This is a genomic window from Acidiphilium sp. MT5 (assembly GCF_054767495.1).
Genome location: NZ_BAABMR010000001.1, coordinates 204213 through 222126 on the forward strand (window position 1 = coordinate 204213; position 17914 = coordinate 222126).

Annotated in this window: 18 protein-coding genes; 14 read left to right on the forward strand and 4 right to left on the reverse strand. The window is 60.6% G+C overall.

All coding sequences use genetic code 11. The features are described from left to right. The first annotated feature begins 94 nt into the window (after positions 1–94). Positions 95–1927: a translational GTPase TypA gene (typA, locus tag ACYUCQ_RS00975; RefSeq protein ID WP_460252627.1), complete on the forward strand. Its 1833-nt coding sequence runs from the start codon at positions 95–97 to the stop codon at positions 1925–1927. A 228-nt stretch (positions 1928–2155) separates the two neighbouring features. Here the strand turns inward: typA and ACYUCQ_RS00980 are convergent, their stop codons facing one another. The 4 genes from ACYUCQ_RS00980 to ACYUCQ_RS00995 form a co-directional block, all read right to left on the reverse strand. Continuing rightward, complete coding sequence (locus tag ACYUCQ_RS00980; RefSeq protein ID WP_460252838.1) at positions 2156–2851, reverse strand: MarC family protein; 696 nt, start codon at positions 2849–2851, stop codon at positions 2156–2158. Between the two features lie 11 nt (positions 2852–2862). Further along, entirely contained in the window at positions 2863–4032 is a 1170-nt protein-coding gene (locus ACYUCQ_RS00985; RefSeq protein ID WP_460252628.1) for an amidohydrolase, read from the reverse strand. Positions 4033–4105: 73 nt separating this feature from the next. Next, positions 4106–4402, reverse strand: coding sequence for a hypothetical protein (locus ACYUCQ_RS00990; protein ID WP_460252629.1), 297 nt, complete (start codon positions 4400–4402; stop codon positions 4106–4108). Between the two features lie 71 nt (positions 4403–4473). After that, positions 4474–6417: a phospholipase C gene (locus ACYUCQ_RS00995; protein WP_460252630.1), complete on the reverse strand. Its 1944-nt coding sequence runs from the start codon at positions 6415–6417 to the stop codon at positions 4474–4476. A gap of 136 nt (positions 6418–6553) precedes the next feature. Between ACYUCQ_RS00995 and ACYUCQ_RS01000 the strand changes: the two genes are divergently transcribed. The 13 genes from ACYUCQ_RS01000 (at position 6554) to ACYUCQ_RS01060 (ending at position 17792) form a co-directional block, all read left to right on the forward strand. After that, on the forward strand, positions 6554–7033 hold the full coding sequence (locus ACYUCQ_RS01000; protein ID WP_460252631.1) for a disulfide bond formation protein B: 480 nt from the start codon (positions 6554–6556) through the stop codon (positions 7031–7033). Beyond that, positions 7030–7596 (forward strand): demethoxyubiquinone hydroxylase family protein, encoded by a 567-nt coding sequence (locus ACYUCQ_RS01005; RefSeq protein ID WP_460252632.1) that lies wholly within the window; start codon positions 7030–7032, stop codon positions 7594–7596. Before ACYUCQ_RS01000 ends, ACYUCQ_RS01005 begins: the two co-directional genes overlap by 4 nt. A gap of 45 nt (positions 7597–7641) precedes the next feature. After that, a complete protein-coding gene (locus tag ACYUCQ_RS01010; RefSeq protein ID WP_460252633.1) occupies positions 7642–8328 on the forward strand; it encodes a TetR family transcriptional regulator in 687 nt (228 codons plus the stop codon). Between the two features lie 100 nt (positions 8329–8428). Beyond that, on the forward strand, positions 8429–9055 hold the full coding sequence (locus ACYUCQ_RS01015) for a phasin family protein (RefSeq protein WP_460252634.1): 627 nt from the start codon (positions 8429–8431) through the stop codon (positions 9053–9055). A gap of 45 nt (positions 9056–9100) precedes the next feature. After that, complete coding sequence (gene uvrB / locus ACYUCQ_RS01020; protein ID WP_460252839.1) at positions 9101–11269, forward strand: excinuclease ABC subunit UvrB; 2169 nt, start codon at positions 9101–9103, stop codon at positions 11267–11269. Continuing rightward, complete coding sequence (locus ACYUCQ_RS01025) at positions 11266–12102, forward strand: EipB family protein (protein WP_460252635.1); 837 nt, start codon at positions 11266–11268, stop codon at positions 12100–12102. The genes uvrB and ACYUCQ_RS01025 overlap by 4 nt, the downstream gene beginning before the upstream one ends. Positions 12103–12251: 149 nt before the next feature. Next, positions 12252–12713, forward strand: a complete 462-nt coding sequence (locus ACYUCQ_RS01030) for a hypothetical protein (protein WP_460252636.1) — start codon at positions 12252–12254, stop codon at positions 12711–12713. Between the two features lie 323 nt (positions 12714–13036). Beyond that, positions 13037–13300, forward strand: coding sequence for a hypothetical protein (locus tag ACYUCQ_RS01035; RefSeq protein WP_460252637.1), 264 nt, complete (start codon positions 13037–13039; stop codon positions 13298–13300). 70 nt (positions 13301–13370) lie between these two features. Next, on the forward strand, positions 13371–13811 hold the full coding sequence (locus ACYUCQ_RS01040; protein WP_460252638.1) for a DUF983 domain-containing protein: 441 nt from the start codon (positions 13371–13373) through the stop codon (positions 13809–13811). Beyond that, complete coding sequence (locus ACYUCQ_RS01045; RefSeq protein WP_460252639.1) at positions 13804–14286, forward strand: UPF0262 family protein; 483 nt, start codon at positions 13804–13806, stop codon at positions 14284–14286. Before ACYUCQ_RS01040 ends, ACYUCQ_RS01045 begins: the two co-directional genes overlap by 8 nt. Positions 14287–14355: 69 nt before the next feature. Further along, positions 14356–15459, forward strand: a complete 1104-nt coding sequence (gene mtnA / locus ACYUCQ_RS01050; protein WP_460252640.1) for an S-methyl-5-thioribose-1-phosphate isomerase — start codon at positions 14356–14358, stop codon at positions 15457–15459. Positions 15460–15465: 6 nt separating this feature from the next. Continuing rightward, positions 15466–16794 carry a replication-associated recombination protein A gene (locus tag ACYUCQ_RS01055; RefSeq protein ID WP_460252641.1) on the forward strand — a complete coding sequence of 443 codons (1329 nt, stop codon included), beginning with the start codon at positions 15466–15468 and terminating at the stop codon, positions 16792–16794. Next, positions 16791–17792, forward strand: coding sequence for an RluA family pseudouridine synthase (locus tag ACYUCQ_RS01060; RefSeq protein WP_460252642.1), 1002 nt, complete (start codon positions 16791–16793; stop codon positions 17790–17792). Before ACYUCQ_RS01055 ends, ACYUCQ_RS01060 begins: the two co-directional genes overlap by 4 nt. The last annotated feature ends 122 nt before the right edge of the window (positions 17793–17914 follow it).

Below are 17914 nucleotides of genomic sequence, written 5' to 3' on the forward strand. Positions count from 1 at the left end.
AGGGGCGGCCATGCGCCGCCCCTTTTGCATGACCCTCGCTTTTGCAGTGCAAAACGTGTAGGACACGCGCGAACGCTCCCGAAAGACATTATTCATGACCCAAGCCAATCTCCGCAACGTCGCGATCATCGCCCATGTCGATCATGGTAAAACCACGCTGGTGGACCAGCTGCTCAAGCAATCCGGCTCGTTCGGCGCCCATCAGCACGTCGCGGAACGCGCTCTGGACCGCAATGATCTCGAACGCGAGCGCGGCATCACCATTCTCGCCAAATGCACCGCCGTGCAGTGGGGCGATGTGCGGATCAATATCGTCGATACCCCCGGCCACGCCGATTTCGGTGGCGAAGTCGAACGCATCCTGAATATGGTCGATGGCGTCGTGGTGCTGGTCGATGCCGCCGAAGGCGTGCTCCCGCAAACCAAATTCGTGGTCGGCAAAGCCCTCGCGCGCGGCCTGAAACCGATCGTCGTGGTCAATAAAATCGACCGCCCCGACTCCCGCGCCGATGAGGTCCATAACGAAGTGTTCGACCTGTTCGCTGCCCTCGGTGCCACCGATGAACAGCTCGATTTCCCGATGCTTTACGCCTCAGGCCGCCAAGGCTGGGCCACCGCCACGCTCGATGGTCCGCGCGAAACCCTCAAGCCCCTGTTCGACCTGATCTTGAGCCATGTTCCGGCCCCCAACCTGCCGGAAGACGCCCCCTTTGCCATGGTCGTCACCATCCTCGAGAGCGATAATTTCCTCGGTCGCGTCCTCACCGGCCGCGTCGAACAAGGCCGCGCCACCATCAATATGCCCGTGCGCGCCATCAGCTTCGATGGCCGCCCCGTTGAAACCGGCCGCTTGACCAAATTGCTCGCTTTCCGGGGCCTTGAGCGCGTGCCGGTCGATGAAGTCTCAGCCGGTGACATCATCGCCGTCGCCGGCCTCAAAGAAGCCACCGTGCCCGATACCATCGGCGCCATGGAAATCTCCGCCGCCCTCCCCGCGACGCCAATTGATCCGCCGACCCTCTCGATGACCTTCCGGATCAATGACGGCCCGCTCGCCGGCCGCGAAGGCAAAAAAGTCACCTCCCGCCAAATCCGCGAACGCCTGTTCCGCGAAGCGGAAGGCAATGTCGCCATCAAAGTCACCGATTCCAACGAAACCGAAGCCTTCGAAGTCGCCGGTCGCGGCGAACTCCAGCTCGGCGTGCTCATCGAACAAATGCGCCGCGAAGGCTTCGAACTCACCATCGGTCGCCCCCGCGTACTCACCCGCGAGAACGCCGAAACCGGCGAGCGCGAAGAGCCGATGGAAGAAGTGCTCATCGATGTCGATGAACCCTATGCCGGCGTCGTCGTTGAAAAAATGTCCCGCCGCAAAGGCGAACTCCAGGATATCCGCCCCTCCGGTGGCGGCAAACAACGCCTCACCTTCCACATCCCCAGCCGGGGCCTGATCGGCTATCACGGCGAATTCCTCACCGATACCCGTGGCTCGGGCGTGATGAACCGCCACTTTATCGGCTACGGCCCCTGGAAAGGCACCCTCGAAGGCCGCCGTAACGGCGCCCTGATCTCCAATTCCGACGGCGAAAGTGTCCAATACGCCCTGTTCGCCCTGCAAGATCGCGGCACCCTGTTCATCGGCGCCGGCGAAAAAGTCTATCTCGGCATGATCCTCGGCGAACATTCCCGCGAAAATGATCTCGACATCAACCCCATCAAAGAAAAGAAACTCACCAACATCCGCGCCGCCGGCAAAGACGAAGCCCTGCTCCTCGTCCCACCCCGCCGCCTGAACCTCGAACAAGCCATCGCCTATATCGAAGATGACGAATTGGTCGAAGTCACCCCCGGCGCCATCCGCCTGCGCAAACGCCACCTCGATCCCCACACCCGCAAAAAAGCCGACCGCGCGTCCGACGCCGCCTGATCGGCGCTTGGGATTGGTTGGGAAGGGTGAAGGGAAGGCCAGGGCTCTGCCCTGGACCCGCTAAGGGCTGAGCCCTTAGAACCCTTTAGCGTTTTAGGTTTGGGGAGGGCGATGCGTTTGCCTATTCCCAGCTTGTGCCTCGATCGCCCTCCCCAACCCTAAAACGAATGGATTGCAAAGGCTCAGCCTTTGCCGGGGTTCCAAGGGGCAGCGCCCCTTGGCCTTGCCTTATCCCTGTCCCGCCACCCCCAACGCCTGATGCAGCACCGGCACGGCGCCGGACAGCATGATTTGCACGCCGATGCCCAGCAGCAGGAAGGCGGCCAGCCGTGCGACGATATGGCGTCCGGTTTCGCCGAGCAGGCTGCCGAGGCGATCGGACAGGCTGTAGGTGATCCAGATCAGGGCGGCGGTGGCGAGTGCCGCGAGTGACAAGCCGGCGAAGAACCAGAGGAGTGAGGTGCCATAGACGGGGCGTTGGGTGCCGAGGGCGATTGCGACGGCGATGGTGCCGGGTCCGGTGGTGAGGGGCAGGGTGAGCGGAAAGAAAGCAATGGTGGCGATATTGGGCAGGTTAAGGGTGGGGCTGGCGGTTTCGGCTTGTGCTTGTTTGCGGGCATCCTGGACTTCGGGTGCCGTGAGCATTTGGTAGGCGCGGGTGGCGACGACGAGCCCGCCGGCCAGGCGCAGCGCGTTGAGGGTGATACCAAAGAAGCTGAGAATGTAGGTGCCGGCCCAGAGTGAAACCAGCATCACCAATGTGGCGTTCAGCGCCACCCGGCGGGCGAGGATCAGCCGTTCGTCATGGGTGCGGTCGGCGGTGGCTTCATTGAAAATAATCGCCCCGCCGAGCGGATTGACGATGGAGAACAAGGCGGGAAAGCCGAGCAGCAGCGCATCGGCGCCGATGCGCAGCGAGCCCATCGCCAGCAAGGTCAAGCAGGCAATTCCTGCTCGACCAAGGCGGCAAACAGGCTCGCGCCAATCGGGATGGCGTGATCGTTAAAATCGTAGCGCGGGTGGTGCAGACCAAAGGTGCCGTTGGTGCCGTCATTTTGGCCGATGCGAAAAAAGCAGGCGGGCCGATGATGGGCAAAATAGGAAAAATCTTCCGCTCCCATTGAGGCGGGCAGGTCAGCGATCACGTGGTCCGTGCCGAATAATGATGTGGCGGCGTTGCGTACGCGGGCGGCGGCGTCAGCATCATTGACCACCGGCGGATAGCCCCGATCATAAACCACCTCGGCGGTCGCACCGCTGGCGGCGGCGAGATGATGGATTAAGGCGGGAATTTCCCGGGCGACCTGATCTTGCACAGCTTTGGTCATGGTTCGCACGGTACCGTTCAGCATCGCCTCGGCGGGAATGACGTTATGGGCGCTGCCGGCATGGAATTGGCAAATTGAGACAACGCAGGAATCGAGCGGCGCAACCCGGCGCGAGACGATGGTTTGCAGCCCCAGAATAATTTGCGCCCCCGCCAGCACCGGATCGATCGTGGCGTGGGGCCGGGCGGCGTGGCCGCCGCGTCCGGTGATGGTGATGGTGAGTTCATCGGCGGCGGCATTCACGGTGCCCGGTGACGCCGAGATGGTGCCGAGTGGCAAGGTCGGGTCGTTATGGGCGCCGAACATGGCATCGCAGGGAAAACGCTCGAACAACCCATCTTCAATCATCCGGGCGGCGCCCGCACCGCCTTCTTCGGCGGGCTGAAACACAAAATGCACGGTGCCCGAAAAATTGCGCCGTGCCGCGAGCAGCCGGGCGGCGGCGAGCAGGGTGGTGGTGTGGCCATCATGGCCGCAGGCATGCATGCGCCCTGGCGTGGTGGAGCGGTGGGCGAACGCGTTGGCCTCGGTCATCGGCAGCGCGTCCATATCAGCGCGCAGTGAAATCGCGTGATTTCCAGCACCGTTGCGCAGCGTGCCAACCACGCCGGTCCCGCCGACGCCGGTGCTCACCTCCAGCCCAAAACTGGCCAGCCGTTCGGCAACCAGGGCGGCGGTTCGGTGCTCAGCATAGCCCAATTCGGGATGAGCATGAAAATCACGGCGCCAGGCTGTCAGCTCTGGCATCCAGTCGGTCAGGCGGGGATCAGCGTTCATTGAAATATCATAGACGCAGCCGCAAGCGCGCGCCAACCGCTAATCGCCAGCCGACGAATTAATATTTTGATTGTTAATATTTTGATTGCCAAAACCCAGCCGCCTTGGCCGCGTTTCGGCAGCTATAGATGCCGGTTTTGGAATGGCCGAACCAGCGCGATTTTTGGGTGTGAAACACCACACCCTTGATATTCACCCAAACAACCGGGCTGGCACCGCACGCTGCCTTGGCGGCGGCGAGCGTTTTGAACTCTTTACCCTGCAGCTTTGTCGGATCAACCTTATGAAACGGCGCGGCCAGGGCGCTGGCGTCAGCGCAGGTCAACACCGCAAAGAGCACAAAGATTTGAACGGGAAGTCGCCGCTGCATGATGCCCCCTGACATGCCGGCTGGTGCCAGCAATGCCAGGGTGTATCATTTCATAATACACGTCAAGGTTGTTATTTCGTCGGGTTGGTCTTGGGCCGAGGGTTAAAATCAGCCGGGATCGGGTTTGCCAGATGCAACTGAATATCGGTCGGCACCACGCCAATCGCCTTGCAATCCGCCCCGGTTTGCGCGGGAAGTTCGGTGGTCCAGCTCATCGGCACCATGGCGTAGCGAGCGGGCAGGGGCTTGGCCCGACCATCAAGCCGTGCCGGATCGAACGCCGAGAACAAATTGGTCACATCGGGCGTTTCCGCATCGAATGGTCCCATATATTTCTGATGCATCATTTTCAGCCCGATGTCTCGGCCCTTTTGCTCATCAGGCAAGGTTGCGAGCGGCGACAAATGAAACACTGCGTCAACGAATTTGATCACCGAAGCCTGATTACCGATGGCATGCGAAACCGCATGGATTTTCGCATAGGGTGAAATCACCAAAAACGGCACGCGGGGACCATCGCTCAACCGGGTGCCATTCGGCGCGGTGGCCAAGTTCGGCGGCGGCACATGGTCATAATCGCCCTCGGAATCATCCCATGTGATAATAATCGCCGCATGCGCCCAATATTTACTCTGCGCGATCGCATTCACCGCACGGGCCAGCATCGCCTCGCTGATTTGCGCGTCTGAATAGCCCGGATGATCATCATCACCCAGGAAGCGCTTTTGCACGGCGGCATTCGGGTCGGTTGGCCGCAAACCAAACCCATTCTGATAGCCGCCTTTGAGGTAAAACACCCCGCCTTCCGCCGGCAGCGTCCCGCCGGATACCGAAGCGAAAAACGCCCGCATCCCGCCCATGTCGGCGGCCATTTTCGGGTTATTGGCGATATAGCCGAAATATTGTGGGCCATTATGGTGGGTGATGTAGGAGGCATGCACCCCGTCAGCGTCCTTCGGCCCCAAATCGCCGGACACAGGTTTGGCCGAATAGCCCTCTTGGAACCACCGCCACGCCACCTTGTTCTGATCGAGCCGCTGGATAAATGCGATATCTTGTTTGACATCGGCAAGATCGACTTTTTTATCCAAATCGGCATCGGTCTTTTGCACCACCGTGCCACCGGCGGCGGTCAAGGCAATGGTCGCGTAGGTCTGGTTATCCTGCACCTTGCCCGTCACCGAATGAAGGTAGTCCCGCGGGTTGTACGGCACTGATTTTTGCCCAATTTTGTCCTGAGCGGCCCCCCACATCGGGTTCAGATCGGATACCACCGGCTCGCCGGGCTGATTGGAATGCTGCCAAGCCTCATTTGGGTGCAGCGCCCATTGCGTAACGCCGGTTTGCGCCGCAAAAATCGACAGATTCCCCGGCGTCGATGGCCCAACCATGTCTTCAAACATATGATCCATCAGCACAAACCGGTCCGCATAACGCCACAAAATCGGGATTGTGTTGCAATCCTCATGCGCCATCGCCAACTCGCCCATCTGCTTGGCCTTCAGTGACGGGGTGGCGCCAGATTTCCAGTATTTATGCTCCTCGGCCAGCGCATAATGGTTCATCAGCGCCTGGCCGTTTTTGATATTCATTTTTGCAACCGTAATCGGGTGCGAATGATCGGTGTCATCGGTATCAGCCGCAAATTGCTTGGGGCCGATGCGAAATGGCTCAATGGTCTCAACCTTGCCCGAAACGCCAATAATCTTTTGGCTAAACCCCGGCGTTTGCGCCGACGGCTGGGAATAAATCCCATCGGCACCTGGAAAACTGCCGAAATACGAATCGAATGACCGATTTTCCTGATACAGCACAAACACATATTTAATATGATGCCGGATCAAGCTCGCCATCTGCGCGGCGGTCAAATGCGGCTCTGCTCCCGCCTTCACCACATAAGGCAGCGCCGCGCGCGGCAACGGATTTTGCACCGAAGCCACCGGTGCTGCGGCATTTGCGATCGCAGGCCCCACCAGCGCGGTGGATAAAAATAAGGTCAACAAAGATCGTCGCATGATCAACTCCAATTTTTAAGCGATGCTTATCGCTGATCGCAGGCCCGCAACGGAAGGCCGTTCGCATGAAATTTTGATGACGTGCGCACGCGCGCCGCTTATTGCACGAGGGAAGCGGCTTGGGCATATCACGCTGATGAAGCAGATATCGTTGCGGCAGGCCTGCCTGCTCGCGGCACTCGCGGGGCTGGCGGCCCTCGGCGTCGCGTATTTCGGCGAATTCGTCGAGCATCTGGTGCCATGCCCGCTCTGCTATATCGAGCGTTGGCCCTACCGGATCATGATTTTGCTCGGGCTAATCGGCGCGATGGCGCCGCGCATTGCCCGCCCCGCCCTCGGCCTCGCCCTGCTCACCATGGTGACGGACAGCGTGATCGCCTTTGTGCATATCGGGGCCGAACAGCATTGGTGGAAAAGCCCGCTTCCCGAATGCAACATCGCCCCGCTCGCCATGGGCGCGTTGCCGCTGCGCCCCTCGGCCTCGTGCGATTCCCCGGTTTATCTGATCCATGGCCTACCGATCTCCTTCGCCACGATGGATTTTTGTGCCGCCCTCTCTATCGCCGCCCTGATCGCTGCCTATCTCATGCGTACTGGCAACAGGAGCACCCAATGACGACACAGCCCGACACGCGCCAATCACCCGGCCCGCTACCCGGTGATGACGCCCAACGCGCCCGCTTGGCGCGCATGATCCGGGTCGATCATGCTGGCGAATATGGTGCGAAACGAATTTACGCCGGCCAACTCGCCGTGCTCGGCCGCTCGCGCCACGCGCCAACCCTGCGTCATATGGCCGAACAGGAACAGCATCATCTCGATGTGTTCTCGCGCATGGTCGTCGAGCGTCGGGTGCGCCCCACCGCCTTGCTCCCCATCTGGCACATTGCCGGCTTCGCGCTGGGTGCCGCGACGGCGGCTTTGGGCGCGCGCGCCGCCATGGCCTGCACCGTCGCGGTCGAAGAAACCATCGATGCGCATTACGCCGCCCAAGCCGCCGAACTCGGCGATGATGAGGGCATGCTGCGCACCACGATCGAGACATTTCGCGCCGAAGAGCTCGAACATCGCGATATCGGCTTGGCGAATGAGGCGGAATTGACCCCGTTTTATCGAACCCTGACCACCTTGATCAAAGCAGGCTGCAAAGCCGCGATTGCGCTGAGCGAGGCGATTTAGCTGTTTTCGGTTGGCAAAGCCGCTTGCGCGCCCTAAATATTTGCCATGACCGAAACAGAATTCGACTCAGCTTTGGTATCCGCTGGCTTTGCCCTGGCCGGGGAGCGTGGCTGGCGACACGTATCGGTCGCCGCCGCCGCCCGGCATGGCGGGCTTGATTTGGCGCGGGCGCGTCGGCGCTATCGCTCGGTCATGGCGCTGGTGCTGGATTTTGGGCGGCTGGCCGATGCCGCAGCGCTTGATGGCGCCATGACCGATGGGTCGGTGAAAGACCGGCTGTTCGATGTGTTGATGCGCCGGATCGATTTTCTGCAAAGCCACCGCGCCGGTGTCATCGCTCTGATGCGCATGGCGCCGTTCGATCCGGGTCTGTCGCTGGTGCTGGCCCGCGCCACCGTGCAATCCATGGGCTGGATGCTCGAAGCCGCCGAAATCTCGGCCCGTGGCGGGCGCGGTGCTTTGCGCACCCGTGGCTTAGTCGCAGTCTGGGCCTGGACCATTCGCGCTTGGCTGCGCGATGACTCTGAAGACTTATCCACCACCATGGCCGCGCTGGACGCCGCTTTAACCCGCGCCGACCAAGTCGCGCGCGGGTTGATGATGAACCGCCGGGCAGATTCTCACACCCAGGACATCGCGCCGCACCCGCATAATGAAACGCCCGCCGATGAATCGCCCAGCGATGACGCGCCGTTGGTGCCGCCATTCGATGATCCCGAACGCCCGGATTAGGGCCCGATTAACGGTGGCGAGCGGGCCGCGATTGGACTAGACTAATTCATCGGCCGGGCACAGCGCAGATCCGGCAGCCTATTTTCCACTAAGGGAGAGCATGATGGCCGTGTCCAAAACCAGCAAGACCGCCAAATCCAAAATTGTCGCCCCTAAAGCCGAAACCCCCAAACCCGAAGCGCCAAAAGCCGATATGCCGAAGGTCGCGGCGCCTAAAGTTGAGGCCCCTAAAATCGAAGCCGCCAAACCGGAGCCGAAAGCCAGCGCAAAAGCCACGGCCCCGATGTTGCCGCCGCTCGGCGCCTTCATGCCGGATATCGATTTTTCCAAAACATTCGGCGCGATGAAAATGCCGGCCATGCCCGATATGGATGTGGTGCTCTCGGCCTATCGGCGCAACATGGACGCCCTGTCCGAAGCCAATCGCGTTGCCCTCGAAGGCGCCCAAGCGGTGGCGCGTCGGCATATGGAAATCATGCAGCAAACCATGACCGAACTGACCGATCAGCTGCGCGGCCTGTCTGCCACCGAAACCCCAAAAGCCCGCGCGGCGAAACAAGCCGAATTGCTCAAGCACGCCTATGAAACCGCCGTCACCAATATGCGCGATCTGGGGGATCTGATCCAACGCTCGAATCACGAGGCTGTCAGCAAACTCAATCACCGCTTTTCCGAGGCGATGGATGAGATGAAAGGCCTGATCGACAAGGGCGCTAAAAAGAAATGAGGCGGAATGGCTGATCTTCCGCTCCCTACCACCACCGGCGCAACGATGGGCGCAACTGGCCCCGTTGCCTTCATGCCGAAAAAGCAAAGCCCGCCGCCCATGCAGCGGGCTTTGCGCGTGGTGTCCGATTATCAACCCGCTGGCGATCAACCCCAAGCCATCCAAACCCTGCTCAATGGTCTCGCGCAAAACGAGCGCGATCAAGTGCTGCTCGGCGTCACCGGCTCCGGCAAAACCTTCACCATGGCAAAAGTCATCGAAGCCGCCCAACGCCCGGCCCTGATCCTCGCGCCGAATAAAACTCTGGCTGCCCAGCTTTATGCCGAAATGAAAGGGTTTTTCCCCGATAACGCGGTCGAGTATTTCGTCTCCTATTATGATTATTATCAACCCGAAGCCTATGTGCCGCGCACCGATACCTATATCGAAAAGGACGCGCAAATCAACGAAACGATCGATCGGATGCGCCACGCCGCGACCCAGGCTCTGTTAGAGCGCGGCGATGTCGTTATCGTGGCTTCAGTCTCCTGCATCTATGGTATCGGTTCGGTTGAAACCTATAGTCAAATGGTGGTGCGTCTCGAAGTCGGCGGGCGCATCGAGCGTGATAAATTGGCCAAAGCCCTGGTCGAGTTGCAATATCGTCGCAACGATACCGCGTTCCAACGCGGCACGTTTCGCCTGCGCGGCGAAACGGTTGATATTTTCCCCAGCCAATATGAAGATCGCGCCTGGCGCGTCACGTTATTTGGCGATGAGATCGAAAACATCGCCGAATTTGACCCGCTAACCGGCGAAACCGCGACCGCCCTGACCAGCATCGCGATTTATGCCAATAGCCACTATGTCACCCCGCGCCCCACGCTCGGCCAGGCCATCAGCCAGATCAAGCGCGAGCTGCAATCCCGGCTCGCCGACCTGACCGCCCAAGGAAAATTACTCGAAGTCGAACGGCTGCAACAGCGCACGACTTTCGATATCGAAATGATGGAAACTACTGGTTCCTGCAAAGGGATCGAGAACTATTCCCGCTATCTCTCCGGTCGTAGTCCCGGCGATCCGCCGCCAACCTTGTTCGAATATCTCCCCAGCAACGCCCTGCTCATCGTCGATGAAAGCCACGTCACCGTGCCGCAAATCGGCGGCATGTATAAAGGCGATTTCGCACGCAAATCGATCCTCGCCGATTATGGATTTCGGCTTCCATCCTGCATTGATAACCGACCATTGAAATTCGAAGAGTGGGAAGCCTTCCGCCCCACCACTGTCTTTGTCTCCGCAACACCTGGCCCGTGGGAGATGGAGCGCACCGGCGGCGTGTTCGCCGAACAGATCATCCGCCCCACCGGCCTCGTTGATCCGGTGATCGATGTGCGCCCGGTCGAGCGCCAAGTTGATGATCTGCTGGCCGAATGCCGAACGGTCGCGAGCCTCGGCGGGCGCGTGCTGGTCACCACCCTTACCAAGCGCATGGCCGAGGATTTATCCGAATATTTGACCGAACAGGGCGTGAAAGTGCGCTATTTGCATTCGGATATCGACACGTTGGAGCGCATCGAAATCATCCGCGATCTGCGCCTCGGCGTCTATGATGTCCTGATCGGCATCAATCTGTTGCGTGAGGGGCTGGACATTCCCGAATGTATGTTAGTCGCGATCCTCGACGCCGATAAGGAAGGATTTTTGCGCTCGGCAACCTCCCTGGTGCAAACCATTGGCCGCGCTGCGCGAAATGTCGATGGCCGGGTCATCCTCTATGCTGATCGCATGACCCGCAGCCTCGAATACGCCATCGGCGAAACCGAACGTCGGCGCACCAAGCAAACCGCCTGGAACCAAGCCAACGGCATTACCCCACAAAGTATTCGCAAAAATATCGGCGAAGTGCTGCATTCGGTCTATGAGCAGGATTACGTCACCGTCGCACCGGTAAAGGATACCGATGCCGATGAATTTGTCGGCAAGGATTTGCAATCGAGTATCGCGGAATTGGAGAAAAAAATGCGCAACGCCGCCGCCAATTTGGAATTCGAAACAGCAGCGCGCCTGCGCGATGAAATCAAACGGCTCGAAGCGCTCGATCTCGGATTGCCAGCACCCGCCGCCGCACCGCGCCGCCCACGGGATCGCACGCCCGAACCGTTAGGACCGGGCGGTGGCGGCTATGATCCTGAAAAACGGCGCGGCGCTGGCCGGCGGCGGCGCGGCCCATGAAAAATCTTGCATCGGCTACCATCCTGCTCAGCCTGATCGGCCTGTTCGCCGGCCCCGCTGACGCCTCTGCCCCGCTCGCCTCCCAGCACGCGACCTACGCGCTCAACCTCACCCGCGTGCGCGGTCACGCCGTCACCGGCGCGACCGGCAGGCTGCAATTCAACGCCACCACCACCTGCCACGCTTACACCGTGACCCAGCGGATGACCTTATTGATCCGCAATGAAAATGGTGTGCTAACCCGCACCACCAGCGATTACGATACCTGGGAAAATCTGCAAGGCACACGCTTCAGCTTTCTCTATCGTGAAACCAACGGTCACACCACCAAAACCGTCTCACAAGGCACCGCCACCATGGGCCCCGATGGCGGCTTGGTGACCTACACTGCGCCCAAGCCGCATGTCGTCAAGCTGCCCAAAGGCACCTTGTTCCCCATGGAGCATACCGCTGCCTTCCTACACGCCGCCGCCAAGGGCCAAGCATTTTTCGATCCACCCTTGTTCGATGGTACATCGGCGCATGGAGCGGATCATACGTTCGTTGCGATCCTGCACCGCCACCAGCCGCACTCCTCAAAGTTCAAATCACTGAGCCAACTCGCCTCAATATCGGTCGATATCGGATTTTTCCGCCGCGCCTTGCATGATAATGGGCCCGATTTCCGCAACCAAATGCGCTATTACACCAACGGCGTCGCCCGTCATATCCGCCTCGATTTCGGCGATTTCGTGATGCGCGGCACATTGCAGAATTTGCAAATCCCGCCCGATCAATGCCACCCAAAGCCAGTATCGGCCGATCAGGCCGCAGCGAGCCACACCCACAGTTAAATCTACACTCACAGTTAAATAGAGTAGCGCAATAAAAAACCGGCAGCCCGAAGACTGCCGGTTTCAAATATCAACAGCGCATTTCGATCAATCGAAACCGCTTGGCGTCGTCTGCCCGCGATTAGGCGGTCTTCTTCGCGGCTTTTTTGGTGGTGCTGCGGGTCAAAGCGGCCGGCTTAGCCGCCGCTTTCGGCGCTGCAGCCTTTTTCGCAGCCGACTTCGCTGCCGCTTTGGGGGCGGCGGCTTTTGGGGCAGCCGTTTTGGCCTTCGCAGCCGGCTTGGCGGCGGCTTTCGGCGCGGCCTTCGCGGGCGCTTTTGCAGCGGCTTTCACCGGCGCTTTCGTTGCCGCTTTGGCGGCAGTCTTGGGAGCGGCCTTAGGGGCAGCAGCCTTGGCCTTCGCGGCGGGCTTCGCAGCAGCCTTCGGCGCGGCTTTCGCGGCCGGCTTAGCGGCAGCGGGCTTGGCCGCTGCCTTTTTCGCCGCGGGCTTTGCTGTCGCCGCCTTCGGCTTGGCCGCCGCCGGAGCCTTCTTGGTCGTCGCTTTCATCGCCATCGCTTGCGCACGCAGTGTTTCAGTCATCGTCACGGTCGAACTCCTTGGTTGGCACAGATGAGCGTTATGCAGGCCAACGGGCCTCGTCCTCTGTGCGATATTGCAAACAGTGTGTTAGGAATAGCCCAGCCGAACCAGCAGCAAGTCCGGCGCCGATACGAGAGGAAAGAGCTTGGGATGATGAGGCGCCCGGCGCACCGGCTCCTGCTGAAGCCGCGGGCTGAGAGCAGTCGATGCTCCGCACCCGGCCTGCGCGGCGGAGCCGAACTCCAATCATGCGAGCGCATCGCGTCATCGCCAAATGTTCACGGTTCGTAACCGTCCTTTCCTGTAACGCATGCCAGTTTGTCGCTTCATGATGCAGCGCAACGATGGGCTAACGAGATGGCCGACCGCGCGCGCGAATCGATAAAAAAACACGCGTCCGAATCGCTATTCACCGCGCGCATGCTCTCTGTCAATAAAAACTATGCGTTGGACCATAATTATTTATCCGATTTTTATGCGGCTGTTGCGCAATATCCACGCCAATGCATCACGTCAATGCGCCAAATATCAAGAAAAAAATCGGAAAATGCCAGAAATAATCGAGACAATCTTAATTTCGCCAGAATTGCGGTTCATCGGTTGCGTCAACGTCGCGCCTAGGCTCACACATTGTCTGCCACGCCGTTCAACGCTATCGTCAATCAGCAAAAATGGAGAGGGCACCGCGACGATGCCAAATGATCTGAGCCATAACTGGACGCCAAAGCGCACCCCCACAACCGCCGAAGTGGCGATGCCGTCTTGGCCGGTTGCCATTGGTCGGGGCCTGCGCATGCGCTGCCCCGCGTGCGGACAAGCGCCGATCTTCCAAGGCTACCTCAAGGTAAATGCCGAATGCGCCGCCTGCGCCGCGCCGCTTGGCCGCGTACCGAGCGATGACGCACCGCCCTACATCACCTTGCTCCTATCACTCCATGTTATCGCCATCATCCTCGTGCTCGCAGATCGCCACGGCCAAATGTCGGCGGTAACCGCTGCGGCTATTTTCGTTCCGCTGATCATTATTCTTGAACTTTTGCTGCTGCGCCCGGTCAAAGGCATGGTCATCGCGGTACTGCTCAAGGTTGATATGCTCCGCAAAAAACAACCGGTGCAACCTGGCAATGGCTGAACCCGAAGGCGCTGGCCATTTGCTGCGCGTGGTGCTCGATGACGAGAGCATGCCGTCATTATCGCCAATGCAAGATGCCGATCGCAGACAAGCGCTAGCCGATCTCGCCGCCGAAAATCGTTTCGCCCTGGTCGATCATCCAAACCGCGCCACCGTGCTCTATCTCTCGGTGCAAGATGGTCGGCTGATGTTCGATGTCCGTTCCGCCGATAATGTCTCGTTGCAAATCTTCCTGCTCGCACCCGGCCCATTCCGTGCCTTGGTGCGCGATTATCAAATGCTCCTCGAAAGCTACGCCGCCGCCATCGCCGAAGGTCGTGAAGCGCGCATCCAAGCCATCGATATGGGCCGGCGCGGGCTGCATAATGAAGGCGCCGAACTCGTCATCGCCCGATTGGCCGGCAAAGTCGTCCTCGATTTTGAAACCGCCCGTCGCTTATTCACCCTGATCGCGGTGTTGCATCGGCGGCTCTAAAGCGGCAAGGATAAAGGCCAAACGCGGTCGCGTTGATGATGGACCCAGCAGACGCCCCAGGAGTAGAGCATGAAAATCGACGGTCGGGCTTTCCGTAGCATCTGGCTTGATGAAACCGATCATTGGTCGGTGCGCATCATTGACCAAACCCAACTGCCCTGGAACTTCGATATCGCCCGATTAAGCACGGTCGATCATGTCGCCCACGCTATTCGTGCCATGCAAGTGCGCGGCGCTCCGCTGATCGGTGCCACCGCTGCTTATGGTGTTGCCTTGGCGATGCGCGCTGATCCCTCCAATGACAATCTCACCCAAGCCATTACCCAACTCGCCGCCACCCGCCCCACCGCGATTAATTTGCGCTGGGCGCTCGAACGCATGGAACTCACCCTGCGCCAACGCCCCCCCGCCGAACGGGTTGATATCGCCTATCAGGCCGCAGCCGCCATTTGCGATGAGGATGTCGCCACCAATCGCGCCATCGGCGCCCACGGCCTCGGCCTGATCCAAGCGCGCGCCCATGGCAATCGCCGGGTCAATCTCCTCACCCATTGCAACGCCGGCTGGCTCGCCACCGTCGATTGGGGCACCGCCCTCGCGCCGATTTACTGCGCCCATGATGCCGGAATCGATGTGCATGTCTATGTCGATGAAACCCGCCCCCGCAATCAAGGTGCCTCGCTAACGGCCTGGGAACTCGGCAAGCATGGTGTGCCGCACACCGTCATTGTCGATAATGCCGGCGGACATCTGATGCAGCGCGGCGCCATCGATATGGTTATCGTCGGCACGGATCGCGTGACCCGCACCGGCGACGTCGCCAATAAAATCGGCACCTATCTGAAAGCCTTGGCGGCGCGCGACAATGGCATTCCGTTTTATGTCGCCTTGCCCGCCTCCACCATTGATTGGCGCATCGCCGATGGCCTGAGCGACATTCCGATCGAAGAGCGCGCCGCCAGCGAAGTCACCACCATCACCGGTCGTGCGCTCGATGGCAGCATCGCCACCGTGCGCTTGGTGCCGAAAGATAGTGACGCGGTGAACCCCGCTTTCGATGTCACGCCTGCGCGCCTAGTGTCGGGTCTGATCACCGAATGCGGTATTTGCACCGCGTCCGAAGCCGGTCTCGCCGCCCTGTTCCCGCAAGCACGCGAGCCGGTGGCTGCCTGATCGCGCATGGAACAGGCGCCGCCCGGTCCCGATCTGTTCGCGCAACACCCGCCCATCGCGCCGCGCGGCCCCATGCCCCTCGCCGAAAGGCTGCGCCCCACCACGCTCGATGCCGTGATCGGGCAAGATCATCTGCTCGGCCCGCAAGGTTTGCTCTCCCGGATGCTCGACCGTGCCAGCCTCGCCTCGCTCATCCTGTGGGGGCCGCCCGGCGTCGGCAAAACCACCATCGCCCGGCTACTCGCCCAACAGGCCGGTTTGCATTTCGTCTCAATCTCCGCTGTCTTTTCCGGCGTCGCCGATCTCAAACGCTGTTTTGATGAGGCACGGCAACGCCGCCGTGCCGGCACCAACAGCCTGCTATTCGTTGATGAAATCCATCGCTTCAACCGCGCCCAGCAAGATGGATTTCTACCCGTGGTCGAAGACGGCACGGTAACGCTGGTTGGTGCCACCACCGAAAATCCGTCTTTTGCCCTGAATGGTGCGCTGTTATCGCGCTGTCAGGTGCTGGTGCTCGCACGCCTTGATGACACAGCTTTGGAGCGTCTGCTCGCCCGCGCCGAACACGCTTTGGGCACGCCGTTGCCGCTCACCCGTGAAGCGCGCCAAACCCTGCGCGCCATGGCCGATGGCGATGGTCGTGCTTTGCTCAACATGGTCGAACAACTCGCTGCCGCCGCCTTGCCCGCCGCACCCTTGCTCGATGATGCGGCCCTGTCGAACCTCATCGCCCGCCGCGCCGCCCTCTATGATCGTGATCGCGAAGAACATTACAATCTCATCTCCGCCTTGCATAAATCGATGCGCGGCTCAGACCCGGACGCCGCCTTATACTGGCTCGCCCGCATGCTCACCGGCGGCGAAGATGCCCGTTACATCGCCCGCCGCCTCGTGCGTTTCGCGGTTGAAGATGTTGGCCTCGCCGATCCGCAGGCACTAACCCAAGCGCTCGCCGCCTGGGAAAGCTACGAGCGCTTGGGCAGCCCCGAGGGCGATCTCGCCATCGCCCAAGCCGTGCTCTATCTCGCAACCGCGCCCAAATCCAACGCGGCCTACAAGGGTTTTGGCGCCGCCATGCGTCTCGCCCGGCAAACCGGCAGCCTCGCGCCGCCCGCCCATGCGCTCAACGCGCCCACCAAACTGATGCAAGAGCTTGGCTATGGCGCCGGTTATGACTATGACCACCAAAACCCGGATGCCTTCTCCGGCCAAAATTACTTCCCCGAGGGCGTCGCACGGCAATCGCTCTACGCGCCGACTGAGCGCGGCTATGAGGCCAATGTGCGGCGTCGGCTGGATCACTGGAACAAATTACGCGCGGAGCGGTCATGACCGAAACGGACGAAACCGAAGCGCGGCTCGAACAGCGCATCGTGAGCAATGATGAAGCCCAAATGCGGCTGGATCGATTTTTGCGGCGTCATCACCCCGGCATCACCCAGGGCGTGATCCAACGGCTCTGCCGCACCGGCCAAGTGCGTGTCGCCGGCAAACGCGTCGAAGCCTCAACCCGGCTGGAACCGGGCCAAGCCGTGCGCATCCCACCGATGCCCGATGCCAATGCGCCCACCCGCCACACTATCGATCTGAACGCCCACGAAGCGGCAGATCTCGCCAAACTCGTGCTCTATCGCGACGATGACGTCTTGGTGCTCGACAAACCTGCAGGCCTCGCCACCCAAGGCGGCAAAGGCATCGCCCGCCATCTCGACGGCATGTTAGAGGCGCTGCAGTTCGGCGCTGCCGAGCGCCCCAAACTGGTCCATCGGCTTGATCGCGGCACCTCCGGCGTGCTCATTCTCGCCCGCAACAGCTTCGCCGCAAGCGCGCTCGCGGCAGCGTTTCGGGGGCGCGATGCCGCCAAAATCTACTGGGCCCTCGTCGTCGGCTTGCCAATCCCGTTAGAAGGCCGGATCGATCTGCCCTTGGCGCGCATCGGCGGTGCCGGCGCCCGCACCAAGCCCGCCGCCCGCAACGATGAAGCCGCCGCCGCCGCCATCACCGATTACCGCACGCTCGATCATGCCGGTCGGAAATTCGCCTGGCTCGAATTACGCCCGCTCACCGGGCGCACGCATCAACTCCGCGCCCATTGCGCCGCCCTCGAAACCCCAATCCTGGGTGATGCCCCCTATGCCGGCGCACGCGCCTATGCTGAAGGCTTCGAGAAGCAAATGCATTTGCATGCGCGCCGCCTCAGCATCGCGCATCCACGCGGTGGCGTGCTCGAAATCGAAGCGGAGCCGCCGCCCCATATCCGTAAGGCCCTGACCAGCTTAGGTTTTACGATCCCCCGTGCGGCCCCGCCGGTCCTGCATCGGCGCAGCTAGGCCGCGCGCATATGACCGAAATTTCACGTCGATCAATATTGGTTTAGGTAGAATCGACAGATTGACCCTAAACCAATGAAATTGATTGGCAAACAAGGATAAGAGCGTGATTGACGATAACC

What these genes read in the sequence shown, in the direction of transcription:
- ACYUCQ_RS01015 (WP_460252634.1), top strand. Translation starts at nt 8,429, where the DNA reads ATGATGGCCGTGTCCAAAACCAGCAAGACCGCCAAATCCAAAATTGTC.
- ACYUCQ_RS00985 (WP_460252628.1), bottom strand. Translation starts at nt 4,032, where the DNA reads ATGAACGCTGATCCCCGCCTGACCGACTGGATGCCAGAGCTGACAGCC.
- ACYUCQ_RS01025 (WP_460252635.1), top strand. Translation starts at nt 11,266, where the DNA reads ATGAAAAATCTTGCATCGGCTACCATCCTGCTCAGCCTGATCGGCCTG.
- ACYUCQ_RS01040 (WP_460252638.1), top strand. Translation starts at nt 13,371, where the DNA reads ATGCCAAATGATCTGAGCCATAACTGGACGCCAAAGCGCACCCCCACA.
- ACYUCQ_RS00990 (WP_460252629.1), bottom strand. Translation starts at nt 4,402, where the DNA reads ATGCAGCGGCGACTTCCCGTTCAAATCTTTGTGCTCTTTGCGGTGTTG.
- ACYUCQ_RS01060 (WP_460252642.1), top strand. Translation starts at nt 16,791, where the DNA reads ATGACCGAAACGGACGAAACCGAAGCGCGGCTCGAACAGCGCATCGTG.
- mtnA (WP_460252640.1), top strand. Translation starts at nt 14,356, where the DNA reads ATGAAAATCGACGGTCGGGCTTTCCGTAGCATCTGGCTTGATGAAACC.
- ACYUCQ_RS01000 (WP_460252631.1), top strand. Translation starts at nt 6,554, where the DNA reads ATGAAGCAGATATCGTTGCGGCAGGCCTGCCTGCTCGCGGCACTCGCG.
- ACYUCQ_RS01005 (WP_460252632.1), top strand. Translation starts at nt 7,030, where the DNA reads ATGACGACACAGCCCGACACGCGCCAATCACCCGGCCCGCTACCCGGT.
- ACYUCQ_RS01045 (WP_460252639.1), top strand. Translation starts at nt 13,804, where the DNA reads ATGGCTGAACCCGAAGGCGCTGGCCATTTGCTGCGCGTGGTGCTCGAT.
- ACYUCQ_RS01010 (WP_460252633.1), top strand. Translation starts at nt 7,642, where the DNA reads ATGACCGAAACAGAATTCGACTCAGCTTTGGTATCCGCTGGCTTTGCC.
- uvrB (WP_460252839.1), top strand. Translation starts at nt 9,101, where the DNA reads ATGGGCGCAACTGGCCCCGTTGCCTTCATGCCGAAAAAGCAAAGCCCG.
- ACYUCQ_RS00980 (WP_460252838.1), bottom strand. Translation starts at nt 2,851, where the DNA reads ATGGGCTCGCTGCGCATCGGCGCCGATGCGCTGCTGCTCGGCTTTCCC.
- ACYUCQ_RS01055 (WP_460252641.1), top strand. Translation starts at nt 15,466, where the DNA reads ATGGAACAGGCGCCGCCCGGTCCCGATCTGTTCGCGCAACACCCGCCC.
- ACYUCQ_RS01035 (WP_460252637.1), top strand. Translation starts at nt 13,037, where the DNA reads ATGGCCGACCGCGCGCGCGAATCGATAAAAAAACACGCGTCCGAATCG.
- ACYUCQ_RS00995 (WP_460252630.1), bottom strand. Translation starts at nt 6,417, where the DNA reads ATGCGACGATCTTTGTTGACCTTATTTTTATCCACCGCGCTGGTGGGG.
- typA (WP_460252627.1), top strand. Translation starts at nt 95, where the DNA reads ATGACCCAAGCCAATCTCCGCAACGTCGCGATCATCGCCCATGTCGAT.